The 12,573-nt window shown below is 63.4% G+C and carries 14 protein-coding genes and 1 pseudogene; 11 read left to right on the plus strand and 4 right to left on the minus strand.

The features are described from left to right. The first annotated feature begins 159 nt into the window (after window positions 1-159). From NBT82_RS17940 to NBT82_RS17975, 8 genes and pseudogenes are all read left to right on the plus strand, one after another. A complete protein-coding gene (locus tag NBT82_RS17940; protein ID WP_251329457.1) occupies window positions 160-693 on the plus strand; it encodes a DUF7342 family protein in 534 nt (177 codons plus the stop codon). An 8-nt stretch (window positions 694-701) separates the two neighbouring features. Further along, window positions 702-1,136 carry a toxin-antitoxin system TumE family protein gene (locus NBT82_RS17945; RefSeq protein ID WP_251329458.1) on the plus strand — a complete coding sequence of 145 codons (435 nt, stop codon included), beginning with the start codon at window positions 702-704 and terminating at the stop codon, window positions 1,134-1,136. Between the two features lie 135 nt (window positions 1,137-1,271). Continuing rightward, window positions 1,272-1,559, plus strand: a complete 288-nt coding sequence (locus NBT82_RS17950) for a DUF8069 family protein (protein WP_251329459.1) — start codon at window positions 1,272-1,274, stop codon at window positions 1,557-1,559. Beyond that, entirely contained in the window at window positions 1,559-1,894 is a 336-nt protein-coding gene (locus NBT82_RS17955; RefSeq protein WP_251329460.1) for a DUF7558 family protein, read from the plus strand. The genes NBT82_RS17950 and NBT82_RS17955 overlap by 1 nt, the downstream gene beginning before the upstream one ends. Window positions 1,895-1,943: 49 nt before the next feature. After that, window positions 1,944-2,563: pseudogene (locus tag NBT82_RS17960) on the plus strand (DUF7437 domain-containing protein). 84 nt (window positions 2,564-2,647) lie between these two features. Next, window positions 2,648-3,046: a type II toxin-antitoxin system death-on-curing family toxin gene (locus NBT82_RS17965; protein ID WP_251329461.1), complete on the plus strand. Its 399-nt coding sequence runs from the start codon at window positions 2,648-2,650 to the stop codon at window positions 3,044-3,046. 33 nt (window positions 3,047-3,079) lie between these two features. Then, complete coding sequence (locus tag NBT82_RS17970; RefSeq protein ID WP_176329320.1) at window positions 3,080-3,250, plus strand: hypothetical protein; 171 nt, start codon at window positions 3,080-3,082, stop codon at window positions 3,248-3,250. Window positions 3,251-3,446: 196 nt separating this feature from the next. Further along, window positions 3,447-3,614 (plus strand): hypothetical protein, encoded by a 168-nt coding sequence (locus tag NBT82_RS17975; RefSeq protein ID WP_251329462.1) that lies wholly within the window; start codon window positions 3,447-3,449, stop codon window positions 3,612-3,614. A 248-nt stretch (window positions 3,615-3,862) separates the two neighbouring features. Here NBT82_RS17975 and prf1 read toward each other — a convergent pair whose 3' ends face one another. After that, window positions 3,863-4,939 carry a peptide chain release factor aRF-1 gene (prf1, locus tag NBT82_RS17980; protein WP_251329463.1) on the minus strand — a complete coding sequence of 359 codons (1,077 nt, stop codon included), beginning with the start codon at window positions 4,937-4,939 and terminating at the stop codon, window positions 3,863-3,865. Between the two features lie 836 nt (window positions 4,940-5,775). On the opposite strand from prf1, the gene NBT82_RS17985 reads away from it, so the two are divergent. Further along, a complete protein-coding gene (locus tag NBT82_RS17985) occupies window positions 5,776-6,621 on the plus strand; it encodes a DNA-binding protein (protein ID WP_251329464.1) in 846 nt (281 codons plus the stop codon). A 218-nt stretch (window positions 6,622-6,839) separates the two neighbouring features. Then, a complete protein-coding gene (locus NBT82_RS17990; RefSeq protein ID WP_256476653.1) occupies window positions 6,840-7,805 on the plus strand; it encodes a homing endonuclease associated repeat-containing protein in 966 nt (321 codons plus the stop codon). A gap of 620 nt (window positions 7,806-8,425) precedes the next feature. Here the strand turns inward: NBT82_RS17990 and NBT82_RS17995 are convergent. The 3 genes from NBT82_RS17995 to NBT82_RS18005 are packed head-to-tail and all read right to left on the minus strand — an operon-like array spanning window position 8,426 to window position 11,844. Further along, window positions 8,426-10,585: a type B DNA-directed DNA polymerase gene (locus tag NBT82_RS17995; RefSeq protein ID WP_251329466.1), complete on the minus strand. Its 2,160-nt coding sequence runs from the start codon at window positions 10,583-10,585 to the stop codon at window positions 8,426-8,428. Between the two features lie 3 nt (window positions 10,586-10,588). Next, complete coding sequence (locus tag NBT82_RS18000; protein WP_251329467.1) at window positions 10,589-10,894, minus strand: DUF8156 family protein; 306 nt, start codon at window positions 10,892-10,894, stop codon at window positions 10,589-10,591. A gap of 2 nt (window positions 10,895-10,896) precedes the next feature. Continuing rightward, window positions 10,897-11,844, minus strand: a complete 948-nt coding sequence (locus NBT82_RS18005; protein ID WP_251329468.1) for a P-loop NTPase family protein — start codon at window positions 11,842-11,844, stop codon at window positions 10,897-10,899. 338 nt (window positions 11,845-12,182) lie between these two features. On the opposite strand from NBT82_RS18005, the gene NBT82_RS20455 reads away from it, so the two are divergent. Next, the gene (locus NBT82_RS20455) at window positions 12,183-12,548 is read left to right on the plus strand and encodes an Ig-like domain-containing protein (protein ID WP_486617148.1); all 366 of its coding nucleotides are present in this window, start codon (window positions 12,183-12,185) and stop codon (window positions 12,546-12,548) included. Window positions 12,549-12,573 lie beyond the last annotated feature (25 nt).

Raw genomic sequence — 12,573 nt, forward strand, 5'->3', positions numbered from 1 at the left:
GTCCAGAGCGTGCGTTTCCATGACTGGACCCGAGATAATCGACGACACAACGGCCGATTACGCTCAATCTCGCGGCAAACGGGGGCTACCGCAGGAGACGGGGTTCAGGTAACTATTCCTCGAAGTAAGAACTATATCCTTTAATCTGCAATCCCAAGTATGTCCGAGACAGACGCTGCCGATGGGCCGCCACCCTTCGAGGATGCGTTCGCAAGTGACGACGTCGAACAACGCATCTACGGCACCATCCTGCAGACCCGCAAGCCGACGACGGCGAGTACGATCGCCGACATCGCCGACTGTGACCCCAAGACTGCCCGGAAGTACCTTGGCTGGTTCGACGATTTGGGGATCGTCACCCACCACGATAGCCATCCAGCCACCTACGAACGGAATGACGCGTATTTTGAGTGGCGACGTATCAACCAGCTCGCAGCCGATCATTCCGTCGAAGAGCTTCAGGAACGCGTTCGTGAGCTGACGACGCGCATCACCGAGTACAAGGCGACGTACGACGCCGCGTCACCGGCCGCGGTCGACGCCGTCGCCGCCGCGGAGGGCAGCGACGAGCGGACCATCGACGACGTGTACAGTGACCTCGCCGACTGGGCGACTGCCCGCGAGGAGCGTGACCGATACGAACGCGCGCGCCAGCAACGTACGGGTGGCGAACGCGAACAGGCGTCCGGGTAGCCCACTCGATGGTGCCACCGACAGGCGATGGCGGGAGCCCTGCCCCCATCGATCGCCCCATTCTCGAGTTCCTTCAGACACGGCTCCAAGCGACGAGGCAGGTCTCCCGCGCGGCCATCACGGATGCAAGCGGCCATCTTGAGCTTCAGGTCGTCTTTGCATCGTCATACTACCCAGCGCCCGTCGACGACGCAACCCTGACTGTCCGTTGGTACACGAACGACGACTTCACACTCCACTATCGAGAGCAGTACGCGGACCACGCCTGGGAGTGCCGGTGGGACCGGCACCCGAATCCACACGAGACACGAGACCACTTCCATCCCCCGCCAGACGCCCCGACGCCCGGTGAGGACGCAACGTGGCCGGACGACCATCGTGACGTCGTTGCGCTCGTCCTCTCCGAGATCGAAGACCGGATCACGGCCCTCTGGAGCGAGTAAGGGCCACGGTCTCACGTGGTGTGTTTATCGGCGTCCCCAGAACGCGATGCGTTCTGGTGTGCGAACGAGACGCGAGGCGTCTCGTTAACGCCAGAAGGCGTGCAGCGCGCGACAGCGTGCGCGGCGTGACTCACTATGGCTGATCCCGATCCGAACGACGACACGAGTGCCGACTACGAACAGTTCGAGCAAGCGCTACTCGCCCAGGACCGCGACCTCGCCGGCGTCGACACGGCGGACGACGACGACGCCACAGCCCGTCGCTTGGTCGACGACCTCATCGACGCGAACGTCGTCACACCCCTTCCCGAGGACAGCGTCCTCGTTCACGAGCCGAGCGGCGCCGCATTCGATTCAACCACGCAGTTGGCTGTCTTCCACCGTGGTTGGACCGCCGGTCGCGACGACGCAGAGGGCGAGTGATGCAGCAGACGCTCGTTGGCTGCGCGTTCTGCGACGCGCCGCCCGGCACCGAGACTGGTGCGGCCCACACCTGGGGCCAGGACGAGTGGGTCACCCACCCGATCTGCGTCGACTGTGCCATCCAGACGCGGCCAGACCCCGACAAGCACGACCACCACGCTTGCGACGGCTATGGACTCGTCGTCGATGCGCTCGCGGCACTCACGCGCTTCCGCGTGGAGGTCGGCCATCTCGAAGGGGCGTTGCAACTATGCGAGCGGTGTAGTCCAGGTGGGCCAGCGACATACTGGACGCGCGACCTCAAGGAACATCTCCTCTCGACGCCACCAGAGTGACCCACATCCTCTTTACTAGTTCGCTGTAAACTGTAATCAAGACCAGCCCGTGTCGCGCACCTCAAGCCGCTCCGATGGCGACATCGTGCAAGACTTCCTCTCGGTTGCAGCCCTCCTCAAGAAGCCACAGCTGGCCCAGTTGTATGCGTCTCTCGCTCACGAAGATGAGGCGACCGTCCCGGACGTGAGAGGCGACCTCGAGCTCGCCCAGGGGACCGCCTACAGCTACGTCAACCGGCTCGTCAACACTGGCGTCGTCGAATCACGCAAGACGAGCAACCACAGCGGTACGCCGCCCGCGAGATCGACCTGACCGTGACGACGGCCGACGGCGACCGGGAGTATACGGTCACGGCGGTGCTGATCGACGCCGTTGGGCGGCGGGAGACGAACGCAGACATCGACACCTACATCGACCGCCACGGCGTCGCCGGCCTGGCGACGGCGCTCACCTACGCCGTCGCCCGCGAACGCGGCAATGTGACCCATCGGATGGTGGCTGAGGATCTCGATATCTCGCCGCTTGCAGCCGAGATGATTCTACAGGCGCTCCGGCCCGTCGTCAACGAGCACTACGATATCGAGGCAGCAGGGGCGTCGCTCGATGAGTTGGACATCGACGACGATGACGCGATGACTGTCAACACCACTGACGGAGAGAACCGATAACTAGGCCATCCCACACAATCGACGATGAGGCCTGATATCGACGGTTGAGAAACGGTTAACGGGCGGCATGAGAAAGTCGGATACGTGACTGACGATCTCGCGTATCCCTCTGTCGAACTCGTTCTGGATCTCCACGACCAGACCGTGGCAGAAGGCGACACCACGGAACCAGGAGTTCGGTCAGAAGACGCGATTTCCTCAGCGTTGCAGTATCTCTCGGAGGGGTTCTTCGGGGAGGTTCCCGAGACGATCCATGACAAAGCTGTCCATCTGATGCGACTGCTCGTTGCGGAGCATCCATTCGTCGATGGGAACAAACGAACAGCGCTCCGAACGGTGGTCGTTTTCTATATGATGAACGGGTACCGGTTCGAGTACGGTGATGAAATCCGGGCCCTTTTGCACCGCTTCGCAACTGACGAAGCCGCGGTCGACACAGAGACTGCAGTCATCTACTTCCGGGCCTGTACTCGTCGCAACTGATAAACGGACACACAGAGTATACTCAACAGAACAATGGCGTCCAGCACCGATTCCTCGACGGCGGTCGACGATGAGGTTCGCCAGCTTTACGAGCGGTATCAGGCGGCCGAGAGCGATGCCGAACGTCGCGAGATCGCCCTTGAGATGGGGAAGCTTGACGGACGCCGCCACGCGGAGATCTATGCAGCACTCGAAGACGAGTAATTCGTCACGCTTACTCAGTGTTTCCGTGGCTATCGACGGAGCAGCCAGTTACGTCACTGAGCTTGGAGAGGAGGACTCCTATGCTGAGCTCACATGAATTTGAAGACGATCAGCGCCGGAATATAAACGAGATGGCCGCTGCTGACGAAACCGATCCGGTTCGGTTCGCGGCCGCTCGCAGCCGGGTGCGTGGCCGATGACCGTCGAGGACGCGGGCACTCAGGAAATCGCGGCCGCTTACTACGATGACGAAATCACTATCCACCAGCTCACAGAGCTCGTCAGCGCCGAAGCGGCGGCGAACCTGTGGGTGTTGAAACAGCAGTTGGACGAGGACTTCATTAACGAAGTGGCTGACGCGTGACCTCCTACAGCGTCGCCCCGTTACTCCCCTTGTTGACCCTCCTCACAAACGTCGCAGGCGTTGTGGAAGGCTGACCCGCCATTCCACTAGCTTCAATCGCCGCTCCAGTCGGTAAACGGCATAGCTGCTACTGGTGCCATCGAACCCACCCGGTTTACCGCCGCTCGAGATTGTCTGCGCGACCGGGGACCACCTCCAGACCCGACACCGGGACGCTACGACAACTATGGCGGCCAATACTACTCGGCTTAGTTGATCGGAAACCGAAGGAGTGCTCCAAGGCCCCCGAATGCAGTATCGAACTGGGCACCTCGATCTGTGTCAGTCGACACAACGAGACACTCACCGCCTTGGTCGGTCGTCGCTTCCTCCAGCTCACGAATGGCCGCTGGTGGCCGTGCGTCGGAAACGAGAAGGACGTCGACTGCTCCATAGTCGAGGGCGGTTTGCGTTTCATCAGCTCCGTAGGCGACATCTCCACCCTGACCCAGCGCCGTGCAGAACCGATCGAGGGCTTCCCGCTCCCGTCGGCGCTCAGCATCAGACAGTACGTCCTCGGCACGCTCAATGAGCTGCGCGAGACCCTGCTTGGTCGCGTACTCAATCTGATAGACGCCTCGTATGTGGTCCCGCAACTCGTGGTGGAGATAGTCACCCTGCTGGAACTCGTCGACGGTGATCGTCGTCCCGCCGAGGATGACGCCATCGACAGTGGGCTCATCGAGGAACGTCTGCTCGGCAGCGTCGGCGACCTGCTCGAAGAACTCGTGTTTCTGGCGGTCGCGCTCGCGTTCGAATCGCTGCGCACTCTGACCGCCAGCACGGGATTTTCCCATCACCTGGCTCTCGAAGGTCCGGCTGGAAACGATGCGTTCGCCGGCGAGGCGATCGAGGGCGGCACGGCCCCGTTCGAGGACGATCAGACCGTACACCGCTGATGGGGTGAGCGCCTGCTCGACGGGGGCTGTCTCGAATTCGGCTGCACAGCGGTACAGTGAGACGTCGACAGGGACGTCGAGATCGTCGAAGACGGCATCCTGCAGCTCACCGTCGACGACACCAGCGTAGATGACGAGGCCGCTTGATGGCGTCGCTTCGTACACTTGGAGGAGGCGTCGGATACGTCCGAGAGCGTCCTGGACGTGAGTTCGTGTCTGATCGGATTTGATGTTCGCAGCCTGTGCATATTCGCGGTCGATGCGCCCACGGACCGCATGGAGTGATTTGTCTGGCGGGACGGCCACAGTGATGAGCTCGGTGCCCTCGCCACGGTAGTTTGTGAGCTGGTCAATTCGATCGCGGAGTTCGTACTCGGTGGTCTGCATTTGTCTCGGTGAAAGCGGCGTCGCTGCTCGATGAGAAGGCGATACACCCGCCGGCGCCGCTACCAACTACGAAAGAACAGAGCAAGCGCTCATCGTCCGCACGTTCACCCGTTGCACCGGCGGTGTGTGGTGCATACTATATCGTTCGCGACGGTGCAGAATAATGCTTCCGTCGAGACGGTTAGCGGTGGCCGAGAACGGATAGAACGCCCTCGACCGCTCGGCATCCCGCGACCCACACTGCGCTCCTCGTGCCTGTGGTGCTTGCGGGGTCGGGGGACGACCGAGACGACCTCGCCCTTCTGAGCCCACCAGGATATCGGCTGTGTGACTGAGCGACGAGCCCGGTTGAACAGATTCTTTGTTACGGCACGCCCCGCGCGCCGCTGCCGCCTTCCGGTGAGCAAGCTCACCGGCGTCCCGCTCACTCCGTTCGCGGGACCTCCGCGTCGCTCGCGACCGACCATTCCGGGCGTGCGGGCGCTCTCCGCACCGCCCGCGCCCGGTCCGGGCTAAAATGCATGTGCCCTCGCGCCAGCGCTTCTCCCGTTTCGGTCCCGGACTTCCGGAGGCTTCCGGGACTCCCCGACCCGCGACGGACGTGGTTGCGTCGCGGGCGAAACGGGGAATGCGCTGGCCGCTCGCTCCGGGCGGGTCGGCGCGCGCGGCTGGATGGGTGGCCAGCCCGTCGGCGCGCGCCGCTCGCGCCCTGACGGGCGCTCACTACGGCGCGAGCGGCGCGCGCAGTCACGTCTGGCGGGCTGTGTCCGTCAGAACCCACCGCGTTGGAGGCGCGGTGGGTGGGCGCCGTGCAGCGCCGTGGAGCAAGTACTCCGATGTCAGATAGGAACGCCATCGCTGAAGAGGTTTGGGTCGACGAACAGATCGAACGAACACGCGAGCAGCGCGAGGCGGATGCAGAGCGAGCCGACACGCCGGCCCTCCGGCCGAGCGTCGAGCAGGACACCCAGGCAAAAGTCGATCACGCGGACGACGAGTGGGTCGACGGCCGGCTGTTCGGCCAGACGCTCGCGGCCGAGGAGCAACACAAGGCGCGCGAACAGGAGATCGCCCGGACGCGACGCCGGCTGGACGACCGGCAGGACTCGGATCGGGAAGCCCGGACGCGCCGGCGGGTGACCGAGCGGGCGGCGACGTGGCACGAGCAGACGCAGCTGACCGATGCGCGGGAGCACCTGTCCCAGGACGATCTGGCCGCGGTGAACCAGCAGGCACAGCGGTTGTGCGAGCGGCTGGGGGCGGGACGGCGGCTGTCGCGGTCGCAGATCGCCCGGAAATTGGCCGAGCACGTCCTGGCCGGTCGGGAGCTGTTCGAGGCGGTCATCCAGATCGCCGAAGCGGCGGAGACGGCGCCGGGACGGATCATCCCGATCGAGGCGGTGCCCGAGGTGGACCGGGGCGAAGTGAGCATCGAGGGGAAAATCAAGACGCTGTTCGAGAGCCAGCATCCCAAGATCAGTCAGGTCGGGCTGATCGGGGATGAGACGGCGAAAATCAAGTTCACCAGTTGGCGGCGATCAGAGCAACCCACCGTGCGCGAAGGCGAGCGGGTGCGGTTCCGGGCTGCGGCGAAAAACTGGTACCGGGGTCGCTGTTCGGTTGCGCTGACGAGCACAAGTCGGATCGAGTTCCCGAATCGCGGCCGGTGGTGGGACGCGTAGGTCGCCAGTTCCCCTCTTTTTTGTTGGACGCCGGACCAGCCCGGACCCCACCGCCCCACCCACCGCTCCGTGCTCGCTCCCGGTGGTCGCTGCGCGCGCAGCCACGACCTTCGCTCGCGGAACAAGCGCTTCAGAATCACGCTTCATTCAGTTGGGACGCGGTATGATTATGTGCGCCTACGTGAGTGAGGCGCTATTATTCAGCGCCCTGATGCTCGATGGATGCAGCAGAGGAGCAATACACCTGTGAACGCTGTGGCGCAGAATTTGAAACACCAGCCGCGAAAGGAGGACACAAACGGGGGCACCAACTCAAGATCAGCCGCGAAGAACTCCAAGCGGAGCTTCAGCGGCTCGCTGATATCGGCGACGGCCCACCTACAACGACGCTGATGCGTAACGAAGGAATCTACAGTATATCGACGGTAAGAGAGCGATTTGGCTCGTGGGGGGAGGCAGTACGATCAATCGGACTCGTCCCAGCTAATATCCACGACATTCGCCCGGGCGATCTCAAGGCGGATCTCGCCGCCGTGGCAACGAAACTCGGTCGTCCACCCACGGCAAGCGAACAGCGGGAGTTCGGGGACTACCCCATGTCACAGTTCCAGAACGAGTTCGGAAGCTGGAACGATGCACTACGGGCAGCGGACTTCCAACCACATGCCGAGAAGAACATCCCCGACGATGCGTTGCTGGAGGCGATACACGACTTGGTCGAAGCACTCGGGACCGCACCAACAGCAAGCGAGATGCACAAACATGGCCGGTACTCCCATCGTCCGTATTTTCGCCGATGGGACGGTTGGCAGGCAGCGATCCGGGCGGCCGGATACGATCCGGTTGGTCGCCCGTCCGGCCCGGCCAACTACAAGTGGAAAGAAAATCCGGCCCACGAGTGGCGTGAGTACGGTGACAACTGGCCCCAACAACGACAGAAAGCTCTTGAACGCGATGGCTACATCTGTCAAACACCGGGCTGTGAGTGGACCCAAGAGGCACACCGCGAGGCGTTCACCGGAGGACTCCACGTACATCACATTCGCCCACTGAGTGCGTTCGGAGCAGACGGCAATGAGGTGGACTTTGAGCGAGCCAACCGCTTGGAGAACCTCGTGACGGTCTGTGCCGAACACCACCATCTTTGGGAACGTGCGTCACCGCTTCGGCTTGACACGCGGTGAGCCGCTACACGGTCCCAGCTGCCCCTAATCAAGGAGGGAAAGTTTGTGGTCTATCGTCGGACCAGCCCAAGCCCCACCGCCCCACCCTCCGCTCCCGGCCTCCCTCCGGTCGGCCGGCAGCCACAACCGGAGTCACAGCTTTCAGGAGTGGTATCTTGGGGAGCAACATCGCTGTCACAACGGAGTCTGTTTATTTGCCCCGTAGAGGGGCGGAGGGCACATCAGAACGTGCCTCCGAGCACCAATGTCCGAGGAACGTACTCCACGGCCCGTGAACGGCTTCGTATTCACCTCCGCGAAGCCCGCCGCAGACCGACTCGCCAATCGTGGAAGCACAGTTAGACGCCGGGAACGACCTGCCGCCGACCTCCATGCGCGAGTGTCCCGTCTGTGGGAAGGTCGGATTGCCAGAGCGCGACCGCCGCTGGTGGGAGGAGTAGGGGGCGAGGCCCCTTCTTTTTCTGTTGAGTACCGGACCGACCCAAGCCCCACCACCCCACCCACCGCTCCGTGCTCGCTCCCGACGGTCGCTGCGCGCGCAGCCACGACCGTCCTCTGGAGAAGGGGTTCGAAGGCTGTGTATGCACGTACTCCTTCGGTGACTCTCATGAGGCATGATATCACTCCGGATTCGTGAACGTCGTCAGTTCCGGCACCCACGTCTCAGCCAGTTCCCGGCGAATCTTCGCCCGGTCCCACCCCAACGGTGACAGCAGGCTTTCGACCGCTCTGACGAGCTTCGTCTCGTAGTACGACGGATCGTACGACTCGATCTCTTCGTGGGCCAACGCGACCCGCTCCCGCGAGGTCGTCTCGTCGTCCACGACCACGTACTCGATGTCCTGTCCCGGATGGACAGTGAGGTCCTGGTCGTGCGCACGCTGCAGGGCGGCCACGTTCTGCGTTTGGGTAGTATACCCTTCGAGTGGCTTGGAGACGCGATTCCGTTCGACGAGCTGCTCGACCGGCACCGTTCCGGCATGAAGACGCTTGATTGCGTCCTGAAGACGGTCGAGTACCGCCTCCGGCGACCGGGTCGTATCGAAGCGTTCGAGACACGCCCGTTGGACGGCCTCGATGAATGGTGGGGTCGACCGCTGGCGCGCCTCGATCCCCCGAATCTTGAACTCGTCCGTGTCGGCGACCGTGCCGAAGTATTTGGTCAACGCACCGGCCTGGCTCTCGCGCTGTGGGACGAACGCAACCCAGTCGTAGTGCGCTTCGTGTTCGAGTCGGATGTCCACTATCTCGGTGATCTCCGACGCCAGCGTATCGAGCGCCGTACGCTGATCGGCGTCGACATCGGGATCCGGTGTCACCCAGATCGAGTCGACGATCCCGTGGACGACGCGCCAGCCCCCGGCTTCCAACCGCTGTTTCGCCGTCAGCAGAATCTCACGGGCGAACGCGTTGATCGCCTCGTGACACTCGATCCGGCCGAACTTCGCGTTGTTGAACCCTTGATAGCCGAAGCAGGCGACGAGGATCCACTTGAGCGCCCCCGACCGACCGTCGAGCGCGTCGAGGCGGGCCTCGTCGGGGGCGTCACGTTGCTTCTCCCGGCGGAGTGCAGCCTTGATCTCGTCACGGGTGTCGATGATCGGCTGCAGGACGTCGACGAGATAGCCGCGATCGTCGCAGATGGCGTAGTCGAGGTCGGGCACGTCGGCGCGGTCTCGATGGCACTCGCACCGAATCACGTCGGGGGAGACGTTTCGGGTGCAGATGATGTTCGGATACAGACTGGAGAAATCGAGTTCGTGGACGTCTTCGTGGACTCCCACATCGGGCGCGAAGATGAAGCCGCCGCGGTCGGCGTCGTGGAGCGTCCCCATCGATTTGAACCGTTCGTGGCGCCAGGAGCGCCAGGGCACGAGCACGTCGCGGGCGTGGGCTTCACGGATCTGGATGGCGGTGAGGACGTTGCCGATCGAGGCCCAGGCGAGTTCCTGCAGGGGTTTCCGGGACCGCGAGACGAGATCGAGGACGCCGTCGAGGTTCGTCTCCCCGTAGAAGAACGTGTTCGACTCGTCGATGATCGCGCGGCCGGGGATGTTGTACCGTGCCGGGGAGTGACCGACGCGGCCGTAACTCGCATACGTGGAGCGGCGTGCGAGTTGCTGATAATCAACGTCGGGCCACCGACTCAGTGTGAAGTCGTCGATCGCCGCCGTCGTGGCCATCTCGTGGAGTGTCGGAATGAGCTGACTCGTCGCACAGATCACGACGTCCGGGTCGTGGGTTTCGACTGCAGCTTGGACGGCGGTCAGGATGTCTGTCGCGGAGCCGCTGACCGTCTCGCCGTCGATGGAGAGCGTCGTGTACGTCTCACCGTGCGATTCGGGCTTCGGCACGCCGAGGCGGAGCGTCGACAGGTCGGTCGCTGGTGTCGGGTCGCGATCGGTTTCCAGACAGTAGCGAAATTCGCGTGTAACGTCGACGTTGAAACAGGCGAGATCGCCGACGGGGACGTCCGCGAGCTGACGTGCTTGGCGTGCGAGCGGCGTGACGCGAGTGATCTGCGCGGTGTCGACGGCGAGGACGGGCGCTTCGTCTCGCCGAAACGCGGGGCGTCGCTCGACGATCTGGGTCCTGACGACGTCCGGATGTCGGTCGTAGACCCTCCGGAGGGTCGTGAGATCGACGTCCAGCTCCGGTGAACGGGGCGCGACGTAGAAGCGCGGCGTGTACTCGTCGTGCTCGGTCACGACGGCGCCGTCGGTGGTCGCCTCCCATTCGAGGACACGGCCGTCGTCGAGGAAGTCGATGGTGAACGGCATCGTTCACGTGTTCGTCGCGGAGGTGTCGGGCTCCTGGTCGTCGCCGTCGTCCAGCCGAGCCTCAAGGGCTGCGAGTCGCGCCTCGTGTTCGTCCAATCGCGCCTCCTGTTCGAGATCGATACTGACAAGCGCCGGCAGGAGTGGCTGGTGGTGGTTCAACAGCCCGCTCGCGTCGGCGTGGTTGCGGGCGTACTCGAACAGCTGGTCGAAGCGCGGCTGCTCGCGGCGCCGAAGCGCGCGCCGGAAGTCCGCCCAGCGCGCTTCGATGGCTCGCAGTGCGTCCCGATACGTCGGATTCGTTCGCCCCATCGCTATCGCCCTCCCGGTCCCGGAGTGGTCCAGGCGTCGCACAGTGGATCCGCCCCCAGCGTCGTCCGCTCCCCAGCGGCGGTCACACCCGTGCCGACGTCGGCTGTGTCGTCCGTCGATCGTGCGGTTGGGGTGGACGCCACGCCGACCTGCGTCGCGCGGGCAGCGAGCAGTTGCTGCCAGTAGGCGACCGTCGTCTGGTAGGAGCTGCCGTCGTCGACCGGATAGATGAGCGTCTCGAACTCGTCGCCGACGATCCGTGGCCCCAGTCGGGTCTGGGTACACTCCAGGTGGTGATCGGCGGCGTTCACAAGGGATCTGGTGATCGCGTCGCGTGTCCGTCGGGTGACGAGCACCGGGACGTCGTAGCTATCGGCGTAGGTCGACAACCGGGCAAGTGTCCGGGCATGGAGCGTCTCGGGGTGTGCGTCATCGAGCGTCTCGCTCTCACGGTACGGGGCGCCGACGGCCGGGGCGACGAGGAGCGAGGGGGGCTGTGGGGACGACGCCGGGTCGGCCGGTGACTGGCGCCCGTGCTTCCGGGTGGTGTGGGTCGCTTCGCGGATGGCGTGATTCACCGCTGTTGGGAGATCACAGACCATGCTGTAGTGTTGATAGGCGGTGACGCCACGGGCGACGTGTATCCGATCCAGTACGCGCTGGCTGGGTGCGAGCCGGGCGAGCGTCGTCGTCGTCGCGTGTCCGTCGGCGTCGATCCAGACGGCCGGCCCATCGTGCAAGAGCAGGTGATCGAGAACGAGCGACTGTAGCAGGGGCACACCACGTCCGCCCTCGATATCGAGGAGCGTGATGCCGTCGTCAAGTGTGGGGAGGCGCCGCTCGTCGGTCGCTGGGGCGGCGTGGTCGGCAAGCGACTGGGTGTGAGCGCCGGTCCGCGGTGGTTGGTCCTCCGCTACTCGCGTCGCCATCGGGGTGACGTTCCGTGGCATATCCGGTTCGAGGCGTCCGTATCCGATAAGCCGCGGCGTGTCGGTTCCGTGGTTCAGGAATGGACGGACGTGCGGCGCACGGACGCTCAGCTGGCGGTCGTGCTGCACAGCGCCGTCGTTTCCGAAACCGGTTCCGGAATCGACTCGCTGGTGGAATGGATCGATCTCTTTGACGATCTGCTCGGCAGAAATTGCTTGCGTAGTGACCACCGAACCCACGTTCAAACGGTCCGACCAACGTATCCACGATCTCATGGCAGTCAGACGAGACAAGCCAGTGTTGCCCATCCTGCAGCTGTGACTTGCGTTATACATGATCTGAGTTACAAGTGATGGATATGCCAACACACAAGACGACCCGTCGTGACGAATGGACAACCTCTCTTTCGAAGGATGCTGACACACGTCTAGTCAGTAATGAGTGCCTGACGCTCCGCAATTACGACGACGATCGTGCACACGAGATACAGATTAGATTCATCCACCACAATGGTGACGTCGTCCTTGCCCGGACCGTTTCCGTTCCGCCCCGGGAAACGGTCAGCATCCACCCCCGTGTTGAACGTGCGATGTACCGAGTCACGGCCCGATTGGAAAACGGTGAGACAGCCACAGCTGACTGCCTACTCGGCAGTGACCCGAGTGAATGTGCGATGGTTGAAACGGGAAACGGGCTGCTTAGTGTTGTCGACGGCCCCTTCTAATTCGATTCCTCGTCAAGTCACCTTC

The sequence above is a fragment of the Haloplanus sp. HW8-1 genome (assembly GCF_023703795.1).
Taxonomy (GTDB): domain Archaea; phylum Halobacteriota; class Halobacteria; order Halobacteriales; family Haloferacaceae; genus Haloplanus; species Haloplanus pelagicus.